The organism is Kineococcus aridisoli, from assembly GCF_050871885.1.
In the GTDB taxonomy this organism is placed as follows: Bacteria; Actinomycetota; Actinomycetes; order Actinomycetales; family Kineococcaceae; genus Kineococcus.
Genome location: NZ_JBJLSF010000054.1, coordinates 1 through 19210, shown reverse-complemented (window position 1 = coordinate 19210; position 19210 = coordinate 1). Strand labels below are relative to the sequence as shown.

The 19210-nt window shown below is 75.3% G+C and carries 15 protein-coding genes and 1 pseudogene; 9 read left to right on the top strand and 7 right to left on the bottom strand.

Annotated elements, in window-relative coordinates; genetic code table 11:
* Window positions 1-14 precede the first annotated feature (14 nt).
* The gene (locus tag ACRYM2_RS14925) at window positions 15-815 is read left to right on the top strand and encodes an SDR family NAD(P)-dependent oxidoreductase (RefSeq protein WP_432523188.1); all 801 of its coding nucleotides are present in this window, start codon (window positions 15-17) and stop codon (window positions 813-815) included.
* 75 nt (window positions 816-890) lie between these two features.
* Here the strand turns inward: ACRYM2_RS14925 and ACRYM2_RS14920 are convergent, their stop codons facing one another.
* The 3 genes from ACRYM2_RS14920 to ACRYM2_RS14910 all read right to left on the bottom strand — a co-directional run bounded on the left by ACRYM2_RS14920 (window position 891) and on the right by ACRYM2_RS14910 (window position 5864).
* Window positions 891-2945, bottom strand: a complete 2055-nt coding sequence (locus ACRYM2_RS14920) for a 3-hydroxyacyl-CoA dehydrogenase NAD-binding domain-containing protein (RefSeq protein WP_432523187.1) — start codon at window positions 2943-2945, stop codon at window positions 891-893.
* Window positions 2945-4156, bottom strand: coding sequence for a thiolase family protein (locus ACRYM2_RS14915; RefSeq protein ID WP_432523186.1), 1212 nt, complete (start codon window positions 4154-4156; stop codon window positions 2945-2947). Before ACRYM2_RS14915 ends, ACRYM2_RS14920 begins: the two co-directional genes overlap by 1 nt.
* Before the next feature lie 214 nt (window positions 4157-4370).
* A complete protein-coding gene (locus ACRYM2_RS14910; RefSeq protein WP_432523185.1) occupies window positions 4371-5864 on the bottom strand; it encodes a glycosyltransferase family 2 protein in 1494 nt (497 codons plus the stop codon).
* A gap of 499 nt (window positions 5865-6363) precedes the next feature.
* Here ACRYM2_RS14910 and ileS point away from each other — a divergent pair, with 499 nt between their 5' ends.
* The 5 genes from ileS to ACRYM2_RS14885 all read left to right on the top strand — a co-directional run bounded on the left by ileS (window position 6364) and on the right by ACRYM2_RS14885 (window position 12877).
* Complete coding sequence (ileS, locus tag ACRYM2_RS14905) at window positions 6364-9606, top strand: isoleucine--tRNA ligase (RefSeq protein WP_432523184.1); 3243 nt, start codon at window positions 6364-6366, stop codon at window positions 9604-9606.
* A complete protein-coding gene (locus ACRYM2_RS14900; protein WP_432523183.1) occupies window positions 9603-11168 on the top strand; it encodes a bifunctional folylpolyglutamate synthase/dihydrofolate synthase in 1566 nt (521 codons plus the stop codon). The genes ileS and ACRYM2_RS14900 overlap by 4 nt, the downstream gene beginning before the upstream one ends.
* Window positions 11169-11178: 10 nt before the next feature.
* Window positions 11179-11535, top strand: coding sequence for a DUF4233 domain-containing protein (locus ACRYM2_RS14895; RefSeq protein WP_432523182.1), 357 nt, complete (start codon window positions 11179-11181; stop codon window positions 11533-11535).
* 11 nt (window positions 11536-11546) lie between these two features.
* Window positions 11547-11894, top strand: a complete 348-nt coding sequence (locus ACRYM2_RS14890; RefSeq protein ID WP_432523181.1) for a hypothetical protein — start codon at window positions 11547-11549, stop codon at window positions 11892-11894.
* 86 nt (window positions 11895-11980) lie between these two features.
* Window positions 11981-12877: an SDR family oxidoreductase gene (locus tag ACRYM2_RS14885; protein WP_432523180.1), complete on the top strand. Its 897-nt coding sequence runs from the start codon at window positions 11981-11983 to the stop codon at window positions 12875-12877.
* Window positions 12878-12946: 69 nt separating this feature from the next.
* Here the strand turns inward: ACRYM2_RS14885 and ACRYM2_RS14880 are convergent, their stop codons facing one another.
* The 3 genes from ACRYM2_RS14880 to ACRYM2_RS14870 all read right to left on the bottom strand — a co-directional run bounded on the left by ACRYM2_RS14880 (window position 12947) and on the right by ACRYM2_RS14870 (window position 16813).
* A complete protein-coding gene (locus tag ACRYM2_RS14880; RefSeq protein ID WP_432523179.1) occupies window positions 12947-14365 on the bottom strand; it encodes an FtsX-like permease family protein in 1419 nt (472 codons plus the stop codon).
* Window positions 14362-15216, bottom strand: coding sequence for an ABC transporter ATP-binding protein (locus ACRYM2_RS14875; protein ID WP_432523178.1), 855 nt, complete (start codon window positions 15214-15216; stop codon window positions 14362-14364). The genes ACRYM2_RS14880 and ACRYM2_RS14875 overlap by 4 nt, the downstream gene beginning before the upstream one ends.
* 124 nt (window positions 15217-15340) lie before the next feature.
* Window positions 15341-16813, bottom strand: a complete 1473-nt coding sequence (locus ACRYM2_RS14870; RefSeq protein WP_432523177.1) for a sugar porter family MFS transporter — start codon at window positions 16811-16813, stop codon at window positions 15341-15343.
* Window positions 16814-17037: 224 nt separating this feature from the next.
* Between ACRYM2_RS14870 and ACRYM2_RS14865 the strand changes: the two are divergent.
* Window positions 17038-17402, top strand: a pseudogene (locus ACRYM2_RS14865) (VOC family protein).
* Here ACRYM2_RS14865 and ACRYM2_RS14860 read toward each other — a convergent pair.
* Window positions 17380-18084, bottom strand: a complete 705-nt coding sequence (locus tag ACRYM2_RS14860) for a helix-turn-helix transcriptional regulator (protein WP_432523176.1) — start codon at window positions 18082-18084, stop codon at window positions 17380-17382. The pseudogene ACRYM2_RS14865 and the gene ACRYM2_RS14860 overlap by 23 nt on opposite strands.
* Before the next feature lie 82 nt (window positions 18085-18166).
* Here ACRYM2_RS14860 and ndk point away from each other — a divergent pair, with 82 nt between their 5' ends.
* Window positions 18167-18601, top strand: a complete 435-nt coding sequence (gene ndk / locus ACRYM2_RS14855) for a nucleoside-diphosphate kinase (RefSeq protein WP_432523175.1) — start codon at window positions 18167-18169, stop codon at window positions 18599-18601.
* Window positions 18602-18733: 132 nt separating this feature from the next.
* Entirely contained in the window at window positions 18734-19159 is a 426-nt protein-coding gene (locus ACRYM2_RS14850; RefSeq protein WP_432523174.1) for a VOC family protein, read from the top strand.
* Window positions 19160-19210: the final 51 nt, after the last annotated feature.

Here is a 19210-nt window from a genome sequence, read left to right as displayed (position 1 = left end):
AAGCGGGAGGAACCGTGGCAGCAGCGTTCCCCGAGCGGCGCACCGCCGTGGTCACCGGCGCCGGTGCACCGCGCGGCATCGGCCGCGTCGTCGCCCGCCGGCTGGCGCGCGAGGGCTGGGACCTGGCGCTGGTCGACGTGAGCGCCGACGCCGTCGCGCAGGCCGCCGACGAGCTGTCCGCGCAGCTGGCCGGCGAGCCGGCCGGCGGGCGCGGCGGCGGCACGGGCGTGCTCGCCGTCGCGGCCGACGTCACCTCGCCCGAGGCGGTCGCCGCCGCCTTCGAGCGGGTCGACGAGGAGCTGCCGCCCGTGCTCGCGCTGGTGAACCTGGCGGGGATCGCCTCCCCGACGCCGCTGCTGGAGATCACGCCGCAGGAGTGGGACCGCTGCTTCGCGGTCAACGCCACCGGCTCGCTGCTGATGCTGCAGGCCGCCGCCCGGCGGATGGCCGCGCTCGGGGTGGGGCGCATCGTCAACACGTCCTCGATCACCGCCCTGGACGGCGGGGGGACGTTCTCCAAGACCGCCTACGCCGCCGCGAAGGCCGCCGTGCTGGGGCTGACCCGGGGAGCCGCGCGCGAGCTCGGGCCGCTGGGGATCACGGTGAACGCGCTCGTGCCCGGCCCGGTCGACACCGACATCATGGGCGGCCGGCTCACCGAGGAGCGCAAGGCGGCCATGGCGGCGGGGATCCCCGTCGGCCGGGTCGGCCGCCCCGAGGACGTCGCGGCCCTGGTCTCGTTCCTGGTCTCCGAGGACGCCGGCTTCGTCAACGGCGCGAGCCACCAGGTCGACGGCGGCAAGCTCATCCACTGACCCGTCCACCCCCTCCGCGGTGATCCTGCGCGGTGTCCCGTGCGAGATCACCGCGGAGGGGCGGGGGAGCGGGCCTCAGCCGGCGGGGTGGAAGCGGCGGCCGGTCACCCGCTCGGAGGCGCCGACGCGGTCCAGGTACGGGGTGATGCCGCCGGTGAACAGCGGGTGCCCGGTGCCCAGGACCAGGCAGACGTCCACGTCCTGCGGCCCGGCCACGACGCCGTCGTCCAGGACGCGGCGCACCTCGTCGGCCAGCGCGTCCTGCACCCGGGCCAGCACCTCGGGACCGGTGAGGGGTTGCGAGCCGGTGGTGAACAGGCCCTCGGCCGCGCCGGTCTCCTCGACGGGGCCCTTGCGCGTCACCAGGTCCGGGCCGCCCGCCTCCACCCAGCGGCGCAGGTTGTCCGAGACCCGGTAGCGGTCGGGGAAGGCCGCCGCGAGCGTCTCGTGCACGTGCAGCATGACCGCCGGGCCCACGAACGAGGCCAGCCGGAACGGCGTCATCGGCAGGCCCAGCTCGTCCAGGGAGCGCTCGACCTCCAGCAGCGGGGTGCCCGCGTCCAGGGCGCGCACCACCTCGTCGAACATGCGCGTGGAGATCCGGTTCACCACGAACGCCGGCGCGTCGCGCACCAGCACGCACGTCTTGCCCAGCGACCGGCCGACGGCGAACGCCGTCGCCAGCGCGGCGTCGTCGGTGGAGGGCGTCCGCACGACCTCCACCAGCGGCAGCACCGCGACGGGGTTGAAGAAGTGGAAGCCCACGAACCGCTCGGGGTGCTCCAGCACCGAGGCCATCGCGGTCACCGGCAGCGAGCTGGTGTTCGTCGCGAGCACGGCGTCCGGGCGCACGAGGGGTTCCAGCTCGCGCAGCACGTCCTGCTTGACCGCCAGGTCCTCGAACACCGCCTCGACGACGAAGTCGGCCCCGGCCAGCGCCGCCTTGTCCACCGACCCCGACACCGACGCCTTCAGCCGGTTGGCGGTGTCGGGGTCGATGCGCCCCTTGCTCAGCAGCTCGTCGACGCCGGAGCGCACGAAGCCCACGCCCTCGTCCACCCGGGCCTGGTCGACGTCGGTGAGCACGACGGGGACCTTCAGCCGGTGCAGAAGCAGCAGCGCCAGCTGGGAGGCCATGCGCCCGGCGCCGACGACGCCGACGCAGGTCACCTCCCGGGCCAGCTCCGGCGCGGGCGCACCGGCGGGCGCCTTGGCGTAGCGCTGCACGAGGTCGAAGGCGTACAGCCCGGCGCGCAGCTCGCCGGAGACGAGCAGGTCGCCGAGGGCCGCGTCCTCGGCGGCGAAGTGCTCCTCGCGCCCGGCGGTGCGGGCGGCGGCGAGCAGGTCCAGCGTGCGGTAGGGCGCGGGCGCCGCGCCGTGCACGCGGGCGTCGGCCACGGCCCGCCCGCGCGCGACCGCCGCCGCCCAGCTCGCCTCGTCGGCGAGGGCGGGGCGCTCGACGACGGTCTCGCCGGCCAGCACGGAGGCGGTCCAGCGCAGCGACTGCACCAGGAAGTCGGCGGGCTCGAAGGCGGCGTCGGCGATGCCGAGCCGGGCGGCCTGCGGACCGGTGAGCGTCTTGCCGCCGGCCAGCGCGTTCTCGACCGCCACCTGCACGGCGACGTCGGGACCGGCGATCCGCGGCAGCAGCCAGGTGCCGCCCCAGCCGGGGACGAGCCCCAGGTGCGCCTCCGGCAGCCCGAGGCCGCGCGCCGCGGTGGAGACGGTGCGGTAGGAGCAGTGCAGCGCGGTCTCCAGGCCGCCGCCGAGGGCCAGGCCGCCCACGTAGGCGAACGTCGGCACCGTGGTGGTGGCCAGGCGGCCCAGCACCGCGTGCCCGAGGGCGCCGGTGGCCGCGGCCTCCTCGCGCGAGGGGGTCTGCGCGACGGCCTTGAGGTCGGCGCCGGCGCAGAAGACGCCGCCCGCGCCGGTCACCCCGATCGCCACCAGCCCCTCGTCGAGGACGAGGCGCTCGGCCCGCTCGATCGCGGCGCCCAGCTCGGGCAGGGTCTGCGGGCCCAGCGTGAACGGCCGGCGGGGGTCGCCGGAGTCGAGCGTCAGCAGCGCCATCCGCCCGGCGGGGGCGCCGGCGGGGCCGGGCAGGTCCAGGGTGCGCACGTGCACGGGCATCAGCGGTCCCCCTCCCACGCGGTGTTCTCCCAGACGACGGTGCCGCCCTGCCCTAGGCCCACGCACAGGGCGGTGACGCCGTAGCGGACCTCCGGGTGCTCGGTGAACTGGCGGGCCAGCTGGGTCATCAGCCGCACGCCGGAGGCGGCCAGCGGGTGGCCGATGGCGATGGCGCCGCCGTAGGGGTTGACGCGCTCGTCGTCGTCGGGGATGCCGAAGTGGTCCAGGAAGCTGAGCACCTGCACGGCGAAGGCCTCGTTGAGCTCGAACAGGCCGATGTCGTCGATGCCCAGGCCCGCCTTGGCCAGCGCCTTCTCGGTGGAGGGGATCGGGCCCAGGCCCATGACCTCCGGCTGCACGCCGGCGTAGGCGAAGGAGACCAGGCGCATCCGCGGCGCCAGGCCGAGCTCGGCGGCGGTCTCCTCGGCGGTGACCAGGCAGGCGGTCGCGCCGTCGGTCAGCGGGGAGGCGTTGCCGGCCGTCACCCGCCCGTGCGGGCGGAAGGGGGTGCGCAGGTCCGCCAGCCCCTCCACGGTGGTCTCCGGGCGGGCCAGCTCGTCGGCGCTCGCCAGGCCCCAGCCGGCGGTGGGGCTGGCGACGGCGACGGGCACGAGGTCGGCGCCGACCTGGCCGCTGGCCACCGCCTCGGCGAACTTCTGCTGGCTGGCCGCGGCGTAGGCGTCCGCGCGCTCCTTGGTCAGCTGCGGGAAGCGGTCGTGCAGCGCCTCGGCGGTCCTGCCCATGTCGAGGGCGTCGGGGGAGACGATGCGCTCGGTGAGGAAGCGGGGGTTGGGGTCCATCCCGGCCCCCAGCGGGTGGTGACCCATGTGCTCGACCCCGCCGGCGAGGGCGACGTCGAGCGCGCCGACGGCGATGGAGGCGGCGGTCGTGGTGACGGCCGTCATGGCCCCGGCGCACCAGCGGTCGATCGCGTAGCCGGGGGTGGTGACCGGCAGCCCGGCCAGCAGCGCGGTGCTGCGGCCCAGCACCAGGCCCTGGTCGCCGCTCTGGGTGGCGGCGGCGATCGCGACCTCCTCCACGCGCTCGGGCGGCAGGGCGGGGTTGCGGCGCAGGAGCTCGCGCAGGCACGCCACGACGAGGTCGTCGGCGCGGGTCTGCGCGTACAGGCCGTCGGGCCGGGCCTTGCCGAACGGCGTGCGCACGCCGTCGGCGAAGACGACGCTCCGCCCGGGCTGCGGGGTGTGGACCACGGGACCTCCTCGTCACTGGTGCTGGAGGCACCCACCGTACGCGCCGGGGGCCGGTTAGCGGTACCGGCGGTCACAGGTAATCCGGTCGGGCCGGGCTGCCGGGGTGCCTGCGGTGCCCGCCCGACGACGAGAGCCCCACCGGGCGCGCGCACGCGCCCGGTGGGGCTCCGGGGCGACCGCCGGCGGCGGCGGTCGGGGTCAGGCGGTCAGGCGGTCAGGCGGTCAGGCCGCGGGTGGGGCGCAGCAGCTTCACCACGAGCAGCAGGCTGGCCGCGATCGTCAGGACGGCCAGCGAGCGCCAGCCGACCGTGAGGACCAGGCGCTGGAACTCCACGCTGGCCTGGGTGAGCCAGTACCAGGCGCCGACGCTGGAGAGCACCACGGCGCCGAGCAGGGTGCCCATGAGGGCGCCGGAGCCGTTGCCGGCCTTGACCCCGCGCTCCGCCGCCGCCTGGGCCGCCCACAGGTCGCGCTGGCGGCCGAGCAGGTGGGTCACCCAGGCCTTGGTGGTGTTCCAGCCGGAGAACCACAGCCACGCCTCGCCGGGCAGCCACAGCGCCGCGAAGACGTAGTCGGCGGTGGTCCGCCGCGGCGACAGGTGCGCCATCTTCAGCTGGTAGAGCGCCGCGAGCACCGTCGGGGTCAGCCACCACCAGGACCAGACGAACTGGGAGACCGAGGCGGAGGCGGCGAGCAGGGCCACGAAGGCCAGGCGCATCAACATGTTCAGGCCCAGGCCGATGTGCTGCAGCCAGAAGGGCAGCGTGCGCTTGGACAGCGGCATGGAGGTCATGAGGGCGATGAGGCCGGCGTTCCACTTGGAGCGCTGGCCGGACAGGGCGCGCAGGGTGGGCATGGCGCCCACCTGGGCGCGGGCGGTGGTGGACATGACGGTCGTCCACCCCAGCTCCTGCAGCTCCAGGCCGAGCTGGGCGTCCTCGGTGGCCGTCTCGTTGGTCCACGGCGCCGGGCGGCGGTGGGTGCGCACGACCTCGTCGATCGCGCCGAAGCGGAAGGCCGAGCACTGGCCGCCGACGATCGTGGTGCGCCGGCCGCGCTCGTTGGCGCGCATCTGGAACTGGGTGAAGTCCAGCTTCTGGGCCCGCACGAGCTGGCGGTTGAACCAGCCGCCGGAGCCCTCGGCGAAGTGGTACTTGGCGGAGACGGCGGCGGCGCTGGGGGTCTTCAGCAGCTCGGCCTCCAGGTCGGCCAGGCAGGTCTCCTCCAGGGCGACGTCGGCGTCCATGCTCACCATGACGTCGAAGGCGCCGCCGGCGACGAACTCCGCGTACCCGGCGGCCAGCGCGCCCACCTTGGCGTCGGTGTTGCCGGAGGTCTCCAGCACCTTCACCCCGCGGAAGCGGCGGGCCAGGGCGACGGTGTCGTCGGTGCAGTTGTCGGCGATGACCACGACCAGGTCGGGGGTGCGGGTCTGGGCCAGCACCGAGGCCAGGCACGCCTCGATGTCGTCCTGCTCGTTGTGCGCCGGGATGAGGACGGCCATGCGGGCGGTGCGGCGGGTGGCGGGCCGGTAGCGCAGGCGGTGGATCGTCACCTCGATGGCGCGGCGCGCGCTGACGGCGCCGTCGGCGATGCGCTCGACCAGGCTCTGGCGCTGCTGGGGCACCTCCAGGCGCGGGAGCACGGTGCCCTCGACGACTCGCGGAGCCGGCGGGACGAGGAGCGGGGCGAGTTCTTGGACGGCCATCGGGCTGCCTCCTGGGCGGTCGGGCGGAGCGGGGTGGGGAGCGGCTCGAGAAGTGACGTTAGGTAGCCGAGTGCTCCACCGCTGGCTCCGTTGAGCCGCTAGGGGTAACGCAGCGTCATCCTTCCCCCCTTGAGCTCTCAAGCGAACGCTCTGCGTGAGCATGGGTCACACGCACCCCTGCGCAGCGTGAGCAGGCCGGCCCGCTCGGTGACATCGCGGGCGGACGGGGAAGACCCGGGCGCGCTGCGCGGTTAGGATGGGCGTACAGGCGTCGATCCGGCCATCACCGGTGAGCCTCCGGAAGAACGGGTGCGGCCCCGCCCTGGCGGGCGCACCTCACTAGACCCGGACGGGTCCGGCCCGTGACAGCCGGACGACGAGCGGTCGTCGTCGGTCCCTCCCGCGGGAGGGGGCGTCGGCGGCAAGCGGGGTGGTACCGCGGCACCGCCGGCCCCGGCGGGAGTCGTCCTCGCGGCTGGAGCACTTCAGTCGAGGAGACGTGTTGTCCGAGGACGTCGCGCAGACGCAGACCACCGACCCCGGTGAGACCACCGGCGAGGTCACCAGCACCCCGCGCTTCCCCGAGATCGAGCAGCGCGTCCTCGGCTCCTGGGCGGCCGACGACACCTTCCGCGCCAGCGTGGACGCCCGGAAGGGCTCGGCGGCCGGGGAGTTCGTCTTCTACGACGGCCCGCCGTTCGCCAACGGCCTGCCGCACTACGGCCACCTGCTCACCGGCTACGTCAAGGACGTCGTGCCGCGCTACAAGACGATGCGCGGGCACCAGGTGGAGCGCCGCTTCGGCTGGGACACCCACGGCCTGCCCGCCGAGGTGGAGGCCGAGCGCCAGCTGGGCATCAAGCACAAGTCCGAGATCGAGCAGATGGGCATCGCCCGGTTCAACGACGTCTGCCGCACCTCGGTGCTGAAGTACACCCGCGAGTGGGAGGAGTACGTCACCCGGCAGGCGCGCTGGGTCGACTTCGAGCACGACTACAAGACCCTCGACACCGACTACATGGAGTCGGTGATGTGGGCCTTCAAGACGCTGTGGGACAAGGGCCTGGTCTACGAGGGCTTCCGCGTGCTCGCGTACTGCTGGCGCTGCGAGACGCCGCTGAGCAACTCCGAGACGCGCCTGGACGACGTCTACCGCAACCGGCAGGACCCGGCCGTGACGGTGGGCTTCCGCCTGCTGGGCGAGGGGGGCGACGACCCCCTCGACGGCGTCCTGGCGCTCATCTGGACGACGACCCCGTGGACGCTGCCCAGCAACCTCGCGATGGCCGTCCACCCCGACCTCGACTACGTCGTCGTCGAGGGGGCCGGCGAGCACGCCGGCCGTCGGTTCCTGCTCGCGCAGGCGCGCCTGGGCCACTACGCCCGCGAGCTGGGCGAGGACGCCGCCGAGCGCGTGGTGGCCCGCTACCGCGGCGCCGACCTGCTGGGCCGGCGCTACGTCCCGCCGTTCGACTACTTCGCCGGCCGCGAGAACGCCCACCGGGTGCTGGCCGCCGACTACGTGACGACCGACTCCGGCACCGGCCTGGTGCACATCGCGCCAGCGTTCGGCGAGGACGACAAGGCCGTCACCGACGCCGCCGGGATCGTCCCCGTGGTGCCGGTCGCCGCCAACGGCACCTTCACCGCGGAGGTCCGCGACTTCGCCGGCCAGCACGTCTTCGACGCCAACAAGGAGATCGGCCGGGCGCTGCGCGACGGCCTGCCCAGCGGGGCGCTGCTGCTGCGGCTGGAGACCTACGACCACTCCTACCCGCACTGCTGGCGCTGCGGGAACGCGCTCATCTACCGCGCGGTCTCCAGCTGGTTCGTCAAGGTGACGGCGATCCGCGAGCGCATGGTCGAGCTGAACCAGCAGATCACCTGGGTGCCCGAGCACGTCAAGGACGGCTCGTTCGGCAAGTGGCTGGAGGGTGCGCGCGACTGGTCGATCAGCCGCAACCGCTACTGGGGCAGCCCGATCCCGGTCTGGGTCTCCGACGACCCGGCGTACCCGCGCGTGGACGTCTACGGTTCCCTGGAGGAGCTGGAGCGCGACTTCGGGGTGCGCCCGGCCGACCTGCACCGCCCGCACGTCGACGAGCTCACCCGCCCCAACCCCGACGACCCGACCGGGCGCTCGACGATGCGCCGGGTGCCGGAGGTCCTGGACTGCTGGTTCGAGTCCGGCTCGATGCCGTTCGCGCAGGTGCACTACCCCTTCGAGAACGCCGACTGGTTCGAGAGCCACTACCCGGGCGACTTCATCGTCGAGTACATCGGGCAGACGCGCGGCTGGTTCTACACCCTGCACGTGCTCGCGACGGCGCTGTTCGACCGGCCGGCGTTCCGCACCTGCGTCTCGCACGGGATCCTGCTCGGCGACGACGGCCGCAAGATGAGCAAGTCGCTGCGCAACTACCCCGACGTCTCCGAGGTCCTCGACCGCGACGGCTCCGACGCCATGCGGTGGTTCCTCATGAGCTCGCCGGTCCTGCGCGGCGGCAACCTCGTCGTCACCGAGCAGGGCATCCGCGACTCGGTGCGCCAGGTGCTGCTGCCGCTGTGGAACACCTTCTCGTTCTTCCAGCTGTACTCCGGCACCTCCAGCCACGTCCCGCGCTGGCGCACCGGTTCCCCCGACGTCCTGGACCGCTACGTCCTGGCCAAGCTGCACGACACCGTCGCCGCGGTGACCGCGCAGCTGGACGCCTACGACATCGCCGGTGCCTGCGAGAGCTCGCGGCAGTTCCTCGACGTGCTGACCAACTGGTACGTGCGCCGCTCGCGCTCGGCGTTCTGGAACGGCGAGTCCGAGCGCGCGCGCGACGCCTTCGACACCCTCTACACGGTGCTGGAGACGACCACGCGGATGCTGGCCCCGCTGCTGCCGCTGGTGGCCGAGGAGATCTGGCGCTCGCTCACCGGCGGGCGCTCGGTGCACCTGACCGACTGGCCGGACCCGGTGGACACCCCCGCCGACGACGCGCTCGTCGCCGCGATGGACGCCGCCCGCGCGACCTGCTCGGCGGCGCTGGCGCTGCGCAAGGCCAACGGCCTGCGGGTGCGCCTGCCGCTGCAGCGCCTGGAGGTCCTCGTGGCCGACCCGGCGCAGCTGGAGCCGTTCGCGCAGCTGATCGCCGAGGAGGTCAACGTCCGCGAGGTCGCCCTCGGCCCGCTCGAGCGGGCCGTCGAGCACGGCGTGGTGACCAAGCTGACCGTCAACGCCCGCGCGGCCGGCCCGCGCCTGGGCAAGCAGGTGCAGCAGGCCATCAGGGCCTCCAAGTCCGGGGACTGGGAGGAACGCCCCGACGGCACCGTCGTCGCCGGCGGCATCGAGCTCGTCGAGGGCGAGTACGAGCTGGCGACGGCCGTCGAGGGCGGTGCGGACGGCCTGGCGACGGCCGCGCTCGAGGGCGGCGGCTTCGCGGTCCTGGACACCACCGTGACGGCCGAGCTGACCGCCGAGGGCATCGCCCGCGACGTGGTCCGCCTGGTCCAGCAGGCCCGGCGCGAGGCGGGGCTGCACGTCTCCGACCGCATCCGGCTGACGGTCGCGGCCGACGGGCCCGTGTGGGAGGCGCTGGTGACGCACCAGAACCTCGTCGTGGAGGAGACGCTGGCCCAGCAGTTCGGCTCCTCCGGGGCGGCCGAGGCGCTGCCGGTGGAGCAGGCGACCCTCGTCGCGAGCGTCGAGGGTCACGAGGTCCGCATCGCGGTGGCCAGGACGGAGGAGCGGTGAGCGAGGGTCCCGGCGAGGAGTACGACGAGGAGCTGCACGGCTCCGAGGAGCAGCTGGAGCAGGCCCGCGCCGGCAGCTTCGGCAGCGACGGCCTGCGCCGGGGGCGGGTCCCGCAGGACCGCCGGCCCCCGGCGCGGGTGGACGGCGCGGCCCGCGCGGGCACGGCCGGCGCGGCCGCCGAGGCGCAGGACGAGGAGGACGCCCGCTACGCGCAGGTCGTCGCCGCGGTCCTGGAGCGCAACCCCGAGCACCGCATCCACCCGACGCTGGAGCGGGTGCGCGAGGCGTGCGCCCTGCTCGGCGACCCGCAGCTGGCCTACCGCGTCGTCCACGTCGCCGGCACCAACGGCAAGACGTCGACGACGCGGATGGTGGAGCGGCTGGTGCGCGAGCACGACCTGCGCACCGGCCTGTTCACCAGCCCGCACCTGTCCGAAATCACCGAGCGGATCGCGATCGACGGCGAGCCGGTCTCCCGGGCGGCGTTCGTGCGCGCCTACGACGACGTCGAACCCGTCGTGGCGATCGTCGACGAGCGCGCAGCCGAGCGGGGCGAGCCGCGGCTGAGCTTCTTCGAGGTGCTCACCCTCATGGCCTTCGCCGCCTTCGCCGACGCCCCCGTCGACGTGGCGGTGATCGAGACCGGCCTGGGCGGCACGTGGGACACCACGAACGTCGTCCGGCCCGACGTCGCCGTGATCACCCCCGTCTCGATGGACCACGAGACGTGGCTGGGTTCCACGATCGAGGAGATCGCCGCCCAGAAGGCGGGGATCGTCAAGCACGGCGCGACCGTCGTCCTCGGCCGCCAGGAGGAGGAGGCCTCCGCGGTCCTGCTGGCCAAGGCCGCCGCCGAGCGCGTCACCGTCGTGCGCGAGGGCGCCGACTTCGGCGTCGAGCAGCGCACCCTCGCCGTCGGCGGGCAGCTGGTCTCGCTGCGCACCCGCGGCGGGCTCTACACCGACGTCCTGCTGCCGCTGCACGGCGCCCACCAGGCCGACAACGCCGCCACGGCGCTCGCGGCGGCCGAGGCCCTGCTCGCGCTGCCGGGCGGGACGCTGCCGCCCGGGCTGGTGGAGGCGGCGTTCGCCGACGTCACCTCCCCGGGCCGCCTGGAGGTGCTGCGGACCTCGCCGACGATCATCGCCGACTCCGCCCACAACCCCGCCGGCGCGCAGGCGCTGGCGGCGGCGATCGCCGAGGCCTTCACCCTCAGCCGCCTCGTCGGCGTCGTGGCGGTCGCGGGGGACAAGGACGTCGACGGCGTCCTGGCCGCCCTGGAGCCGGTGCTGGCCGAGGTCGTCGTCACCCGCTCCTCCTCGCCGCGCTCGATGGAGGCCGCCGAGCTCGGCGAGATCGCCGAGGGCGTCTTCGGCGAGGACCGGGTCCACGTCGTCGACCGCCTCGACCAGGCGCTGACCACCGCGGTCGACCTCGCCGAGTCCGACTCCGGGGTCGGCGGCGGCCTCGGCGGCTCCGGAGCCGGTGTCCTCGTGGCCGGCTCGGTGGTGCTCGCCGGCGACGTGCGGACCCTGCTGGCCCGCCCGGGCCGGCGGGGGTGAGGATCGGCGCATGAGGAACCCCAAGCGGATGCTCGCGGCGACCACGCTCGTCAGCGAGGCCCTCGTCGTGTTCTTCGCCACCCTCGCCGCCTACGGGCTCAGCGCGGACCGGCACACCGCCTACCTCGTGGTCGGCGGCGTGCTGGTCCTGCTGTGCGTGCTGGCCGCGGGGGTGCTGCGCTCGCGCGCCGGCTACGGCCTCGGCTGGGCCCTGCAGGCCGTCATGGTCGCCTGCGGGTTCGTGGTGCCCATGATGTTCCTCGTCGGCGCGGTCTTCGCCGTCATCTGGTTCTTCGCCGTCCGCATCGGCAACCGCATCGAGCGCGAGCAGGCCGAGGTGGCCCGCCGCCTCGCCGGCGAGCGCTGAGGGCAGCGCCCGTGCGCGTCCTCGTCGACCCCGGCGGCGAGCAGCCCCTCGTCCTCCTCGAGCACGAGGTGCTGACGGCCTTCGACGTCGCCGTGCCCGCCGGGGCCGACGCCGCCGGCGTGCGGGCCGCCCTCGGTGCGGCCGGGACCCTGGTGGCCGCCGGCCGGGACCTGGGCGGCGCGCACGTCCACGTGCGCGAGCGGTGGCTGCGCGAGAGCGCCCACGCGCAGGGCGCCGGGCAGGGGTGGGACACCGCCTTCGCCGGGATGCTCGCGTTCGCGTCCTCGCGCGGGTGGACGGACGCGGACGCCGGCACCGTCCGCGCCCACGTCGTCGTCCTGCCGGCCGCGGGCTCCTGACGCCCCCGGCCGGCACCTCGCGCGCATGGGCCCGCACCCGCTGGGTAGGGGAGCGGGGGAAGGACCATCTGCGACGGAGGAAGCTCATGCCCCAGGACCAGACCGAACCCCAGGACCCGCAGCAGGAGTACGCCCAGCCCGACGCGGAGGGCGAGCAGATCGCGCACCCCGGCCGGACCGGTGAGATGGGCGACGAGCCCGACCACGGCGAGCGGTCCTACCGCGGCAGCGGCCGCCTCGAGGGCAAGAAGGCGGTCATCACCGGCGGCGACTCCGGCATCGGCCGCGCCGTGGCCATCGCCTTCGCCCGCGAGGGCGCCGACGTGCTCATCGCCTACCTGCCCGACGAGGAGCAGGACGCCCGGACCACGCTGCGGCACGTGCAGGAGGCCGGGCGCAAGGGCGTCGCCGTGCCCGTCGACCTGCGCGAGGAGGAGGCCTGCCAGCAGGTCGTCGACCGCGCCGTCGAGGAGTTCGGGCGCATCGACGTGCTCGTCAACAACGCGGCCTACCAGATGGCGCAGCCCGGCGGCATCGCCGACATCACCACCGAGCAGTTCGACCGCGTGCTCAAGACGAACCTCTACGCGATGTTCTGGCTGTGCAAGAAGGCGGTCCCGCACATGCAGCCCGGCGCGAGCATCATCAACACCTCCTCGATCCAGGCCTACCAGCCCTCCCCGCCGCTGCTGGACTACGCCACCACCAAGGCCGGCATCGTCAACTTCACCAAGGGCCTCGGGCAGATGCTGGCCGAGAAGGGGATCCGCGTGAACTCCGTGGCCCCCGGCCCGATCTGGACGCCCCTCATCCCGGCGACGATGCCCGAGGAGCAGGTCGGCACCTTCGGCGAGGACACCCCGCTGGGCCGCGCCGGGCAGCCGGCCGAGCTGGCCCCGGCGTTCGTGTTCTTCGCCTCCCAGGAGTCCAGCTACATCACCGCCGAGGTCCTCGGCGTGACCGGCGGCTCGCCGATCTCCTGACCCCGACGGGTCGGCCCGGCGGCCCGCCCCCGCCCCGCGCACCGCGGGGCGGGGGAGGGCCGCCGTCCGTCAGCGCGCCCGCGCGAGCCGGCGCACCGCGGGTTCCCGCAGCGACAGCAGGGTGGGCACCGTCGAGAGCACCGCCGGCAGCAGCACCGCCGCGCCCAGCACCACCAGGACGACCTCCCAGGACCCCGTGCCCGAGACCCGCCCGGTCACGGCCAGCCGGTAGGGCACGACCGCCGCCGCCGCGACGGCGAGACCCGCGAGCGCCCCGCAGGCCGCCAGGACGGTGGCGTGCACCGCGTCCACCCGCAGCAACCACCCGGGTCCGGCCCCCACGATCCGCAGCAGCGCTGTCTGCCGCTGCCGCAGCGCGGCGGCCTCGGCCAGCGAGTTCACCAGGTGCAGGGTGGAGCAGCCGACGACGAGGGCGGCCAGCAGGTACCCGGCCCAGGTGTTCACCGGGTCCGCCCCGGTCAGGGCCGAGGAGGTCGAGCCCAGCAGCAGCGTCCCCAGCGAGGTCCCCACGGCCACCAGCACCGGGACGGCGATCGCGGCGGACTCCACGGACGAGGCGGTGGTGCGGGCGACGGCCGAGCCCAGCACCCCCGGGCCCCGTCCGAGCAGCCGCACGGGCGCTGTCAGCACGGCCGTCACCGCCGGCCCCAGCAGGGCGAGCCCGCCGGCCCAGGCGATCGGTGCCGGTCCGGCGGTGGCGGCGGCCAGCGGGTCGCCCCGGAAGACCGTCGCGGTCACCGTGCTCAGCGCGGCGCCACCGGCCAGCAGCACCAGGCCGGCGCCCACGCGGCCGGGACCGGCCCACCTGCGCCCGGTGCCGGCCGCGGCCAGGAGCGCTGCCGGCGAGCTGCGCACCAGCGGGCGGGTGGCCGACCACGCCGCTGCGACGGCCACCACGAGCACGCTGCCGCCGGTGACGACGAGCGGGAGCCAGCCGCTGCGGTAGGGCGTGCCGGCCGGCGCGACGCCGTGGGCGGTGAGCAGGGACAGCGCCCCCGCGCCCAGCACCCGCCCCAGCAGCAGGCCCGGGACGGCGACGAGGAGCAGGCACTGCAGCACCTGGGCGCGGACCGTGCGGTGGATCCGCCGCGGGGTGGCGGCCACGCAGCGCAGCAGCGCCAGCTCGCGCCCCTGCGCGCGCACCGACGTCCCGACGGCGCCCGCCACGAGGAGCACGGCCATGAGGACGGCGAAACCGCCGAGGGACGCGGCGAGCGCCACCAGGGCCGCACCGTCCGCACCGGGGCCGCCGTCGCCGTGGGTGCGGACCGGTGCGCGGATGCCGGACTCCAGCAGGCCCGCGCAGGCCGCGACGACGGCCGTGCCGCAGCCGAGCGGCGCGAGGAGCCCCGTCGAGCTCCTGGGCCAGGAGGACCAGGGTGTCGGGGGGCGTCCGGCCGCCCGGTCCGCAGCGTCCACCGGCGTGCTCACCGGCGTGCTCACCGGCGTGCTCACCGGCGTGCTCACCGGCGTGCTCGCGCGTGCACCTGCGCGGCGGCCCGGGCACCGGCCGTGCAGGCCAGGACCTGCTCCGCGCTGGGGTGGTGCAGCTCGGCCCGCAGGCGGCCCCCCTCGAGCAGCAGGACGCGGTCCGCTGTGCTCGCGGCCACCGGGTCGTGGGTCACCAGGACGACGGTGCGCCCCTCCTCGGAGACCGCCCGGCGGAACAGCCGCAGCACCTCGTCGGCCGTGTGCCGGTCCAGGGCCGACGTCGGCTCGTCGGCGAAGACGACGCGCGGCCGGGTGAACAGCGCCCGGGCGACCGCTGCGCGCTGCTGCTGCCCGCCGGACAGCTCGGCCGGGCGGCGGTGCGCCAGGTCGGCCAGCCCCACCCGGGACAGCGCCTCCCGGACCGACGCGGCGCTCGGGCGCCGCCCCGCCAGCCGCTCGGGCAGCTCCACGTTCTGGGCGACGGTGAGGGAGGGCAGCAGGTCGCCGCCCTGGAAGACGAAGCCGGCCTCCTCGCTGCGCAGGCGGGCCAGGTGGCGCTCGCCCAGGCCGGTGATCTCGCGGCCGCTCCAGCGGACCGACCCGCGGGTGGGCCGCTCCAGGCCGGCCGCGCAGTGCAGCAGCGTGCTCTTGCCCGATCCGGAGGGCCCCACGACCGCGGTGAACGTGCCGGGCGGGAAGTGCGCGGTGACCTCCCGCAGGACGTCGCGGCCGCGGCGCCGGCCTCCGCGGTGGACCGTCAGGTCCCGCACCGCCACGGCCGCCGCCGTCCCTGCCGTGCCCGTCGCGGTCGGCGTCCCGGGCTCCGGGACCCGCTGCCGGGGTCGGCGGGGGCGGTGCTCGTCGTCGCGGTGCGGGCTCGTGATCATGGTTCGAGGTTAGGAGGAGCGGACGCCCCGCGCAGGGGTGCTGGTCCTCCTCCTCGTCCGGGGGTCCTCCCCACCCCGGCCCGTCGCGCCGGAGCCGTCGCCGCGACGGGCCGGGGTGGCGGCGTCAGGCCCGGGCCGGTGCGTCGTCGTCCATCTCCTCCAGCTCGCGGCCCTTGGTCTCGCGCACGGCCTTGAGCACGAAGACCAGCGACAGCAGCGCGATGACGGCGTAGAGGCCGTAGGCGAACTGCAGCCCGATGCCGGCCAGCGACGGGAACGTCGTCGAGACCGCGAAGTTCGCCAGCCACTGCGCGGCCGCGGCGACGGCCAGGCCCGCGGCGCGGATCTTGTTGGGGAACATCTCGCCCAGCAGGACCCAGACGACCGGGCCCCAGGTGGCGCCGAAGGAGATGACGTACAGGTTCGCGGCGATGACGCCGATCGTGCCCCACGGCTGCGGCAGCGAGATGTCCTCGCCGGAGCCGGTGGCCTGCGAGAACGAGATCGCCATGACGGCCAGCGAGACGACCATCCCGATGGAGCCGGCGGTCAGCAGCGGCTTGCGGCCGATGCGGTCGACGGTGGCGATGGCGATGAAGGTGACGACGACGTTGGTGACGGAGGTGATGACCGAGGTCGTCAGCGCCTGCGACTCCTCGAACCCGACGGCGCGCCACAGCGTCGTGGAGTAGTAGAAGATCACGTTGATGCCGACGGCCTGCTGGAAGACCGAGAGCAGGATGCCGACCCAGACGATCGGCAGCAGGCCGAAGCGCGGGCCGCGCAGGTCGCGCAGGCTCGGCTCGTCCTCGCGGCGCATCGAGGCGCGGATGTCGGAGATCTTGCGCTGCACCGCCTCCACGCTGAGGTTGCCCAGGACCGAGCGCAGCACCTCGCCGGCCTTGTGGTTCTGCCCCTTGGCGATGAGGTAGCGCGGGGACTCGGGGATCTGCAGGGCCAGGAACGCCCACACCAGCGACGGGATCACGCCGACGACGAACATCCACCGCCAGGCCTCCCAGCCCAGCCACGTCGTCTCACCGGCACCGCCGGCGGTGTTGGCGATGAACGCGTCCGACAGCAGCGCGGCGAAGATGCCGACCGTGATGGCCAGCTGCTGCAGCGAGCCGAGGCGGCCGCGGATGTAGGCGGGCGCCACCTCGGCGATGTACGTGGGCGCGATGACGGAGGCGACGCCGACGCCGAGACCGCCGACCACGCGCCACAGGATGAGGTCCCACACCGCGAAGGCGAAGCCGGAACCCACGGCGCTGATCGCGAAGAGCACACCGCCGATGACCATGACGGCCTTGCGGCCGAAGCGGTCGGCGAGCCGGCCGGCGAACCAGGCGCCCACCGCGGCGCCGAGCAGCGCGCAGGAGACCGCGAAGCCGGACAGGGCCGCGGAGAGGGCGAACTGGTCGGTGACGGCGTCCACGGCGCCGTTGATCACGGAGGTGTCGAAGCCGAAGAGGAACCCGCCGATGGCGGCGACGACGGAGATGAGGACGACCTTGGTGGTGGCGTGCTGCTGCTCCTCGTCGGCGCCTCCGGCGCTGCGGGCACCGCCCGTGCCCCCGGGTCCTGCTGCTGACATGTCGGCTCCTCTTGACGCGCTGGACGGAGCTCCGGGTCGCGAAGCCCGTCGGCGATGGTCCCCCGCGCGCCCCGGCGCCGCACCCCGGCCCCCCGGCCGGTGGCGTCCGGAACGTCCACGACGGCGGCGTCGCCGCGGCCTACGGTCACCGGCATGAGCGCTCCCACCGCCCCGGCGCGCGCCCGGCGCCCCGCGTCGACCTCGTCGGTCTCGTCGTCGCCGACGTGCCCCGCACGCTGGCCTTCTACCGCCGCCTCGGTCTGCAGGTGCCCGCCGCCGCCGACGGCGAGGCCCACGTCGAGGTGGTGCTGGCCGGCGGGCTGCGCCTGGCCTTCGACACCGAGGACGTCGTGCGCTCCTTCGACCCCGGCTGGAGCGCGCCCACCGGCGGCCACCGCGTCGCGCTGGCCGTCGACTGCGGCGAGCCGCGGGCCGTCGACGAGCTGTGGGAGGAGCTGCTGGCGGCCGGGGTGCACGGCCACTGCCGCCGTGGGACGCGGTCTGGGGGCAGCGCTACGCGGTCGTGCACGACCCCGACGGCGTCCCCGTCGACCTGTTCGCCGCCCTCAGCCCCGCAGCAGGCGGGTGAGCGTCGTCCCGGTGAGCGCCCGCACCTCCCGCGCCAGGTGCTGCTGGTCGGCGTAGCCCGCGAGCGCGGCGACCTCGGCGGCGGGCAGGCCGGTGCGCGCGGCGCGCAGCGCGGCCTGCAGGCGCAGGACGCGGGCGAGGACCTTGGGGCCGTAGCCGAACGCCGCCAGGCTGAGCCGGTGCAGGCGCCGCACGCCCACCCCGAGCCGGTCGGCGACGTCGGCGACGGGGTGCCCGCGCCCCAGCAGGGCGGCGGCGCGGCGCGGCAGCGGGTCGGCGGCCGCGGCGCCGAGCCCGGCCGCGCGCTCGGCGAGGACCGCCTCCAGCGCCCGCCCGGTGTCGGCGGCGGCCGCGACCCGCTCGCCGAGGACGCGCACCCGCGCCGCGGGCCACAGCTCGGCCAGCGGGACCCGGGCGTCGCGCAGCGCGCTCGCGGGCACGCCCAGCAGGGCCGGCGCCGCACCGGGCGGCAGCCGCAGGCCGGTCCAGGCCGTGCCCGCGGGCGTGCTCACGGCGTGCGCGGTGGTGTCCGGGCCGGCGACGAGGAGCTCCCCGCCGTGCGGGCCCGTGCGCCACAGCAGGTCGACGCAGCCGTCCGGCAGGACCAGCCCCTCGTGCGCGGCTCCCGCCGGCTGCGACCACAGCTGCGCGCCGGGCAGCCGGGAGCGCCGCTCGGTGTGCACGCGGCCAGTGTGCCGCCGGGCGCCGCCGGACGGGAACCCGCTGGTCACGGCCGGTGCACCAGCCTCGGCTAGGGTGCGCGACGTGGCGACTGAGACCAACGTGCAGCGGACCCTCGTCCTGGTGAAGCCCGACGGCGTGCGGCGCAACCTCTCCGGGGAGGTGCTGCGGCGCATCGAGGCCAAGGGCTACACCCTGGTGGCGGTGCAGCTGCGCACCGCCGACCGCGAGCTCCTGGCCGGCCACTACGCCGAGCACGAGGGCAAGCCGTTCTACGAGCCCCTCGTGGAGTTCATGCTGTCCGGGCCGGTGCTGGCCGTCGTCGCGGAGGGCCACCGCGTCATCGAGGGCTTCCGCGCCCTCGCCGGCACGACCGACCCGACGACCGCGGCCCCCGGCACCATCCGCGGCGACCTGGGCCGCGACTGGGGCCTGAAGGTGCAGCAGAACCTCGTCCACGGCTCCGACTCCGAGGAGTCGGCCGCCCGCGAGATCGGCCTGTGGTTCCCGGGGCTGTGACCTCGCCGGTCCGTCGGCCCCTCCCCGCGCCGGCGCGCCGGGAGGGCTGACGGGCCGATGAGTCCTGCGGCACGCTGAGGTCACCAGGAGCAGCAGGCCCGGACAGCGGGCCGGACCCCCGAGGAGCCCGACGTGCGCATGGTCTTCATCAACCTCCCGGTCGCCGACCTGCAGAGGTCCAAGGACTTCTTCACCGGGCTCGGCTTCGGCCTGGACCCGCGGTTCTCCGACGACACGACGACGTGCGTGGTCCTGGAGCAGAACATCATCGCCCTGCTGCACGCACCGGCGAAGTGGAGGGAGTTCCTGCACTCCGACCCCGCGCCGGAGGGCACGACCGAGGTGATGCACGCCCTGTCGGCCACCAGCCGCGAGGAGTGCGACGACCTCGCGGCCCGCGCGCTGGCGCACGGCGGCTCCGAGTACGCCCCGGCCATGGACTTCGGCTGGATGTACGGCACGAGCTTCCGCGACCCCGACGGGCACGTCTGGGAGGTCAGCTGGATGGACGTGCAGGCGGCCGCCGAGGCCGGCGGGATCGGCGCCGGCACCGCCTGACGCGGCCTGACGCGGCCTGACGCGGCCTGCCGCGCCCGCGGGGCGGGCGCG

Excerpts from the sequence above, each read along its gene's own strand:
- ACRYM2_RS14920 (WP_432523187.1), bottom strand. The coding sequence starts at position 2,945 with ATGCCCGTGCACGTGCGCACCCTGGACCTGCCCGGCCCCGCCGGCGCC.
- ACRYM2_RS14910 (WP_432523185.1), bottom strand. The coding sequence starts at position 5,864 with ATGGCCGTCCAAGAACTCGCCCCGCTCCTCGTCCCGCCGGCTCCGCGA.
- ACRYM2_RS14895 (WP_432523182.1), top strand. The coding sequence starts at position 11,179 with ATGAGGAACCCCAAGCGGATGCTCGCGGCGACCACGCTCGTCAGCGAG.
- ACRYM2_RS14885 (WP_432523180.1), top strand. The coding sequence starts at position 11,981 with ATGCCCCAGGACCAGACCGAACCCCAGGACCCGCAGCAGGAGTACGCC.
- ACRYM2_RS14875 (WP_432523178.1), bottom strand. The coding sequence starts at position 15,216 with ATGATCACGAGCCCGCACCGCGACGACGAGCACCGCCCCCGCCGACCC.
- ACRYM2_RS14870 (WP_432523177.1), bottom strand. The coding sequence starts at position 16,813 with ATGTCAGCAGCAGGACCCGGGGGCACGGGCGGTGCCCGCAGCGCCGGA.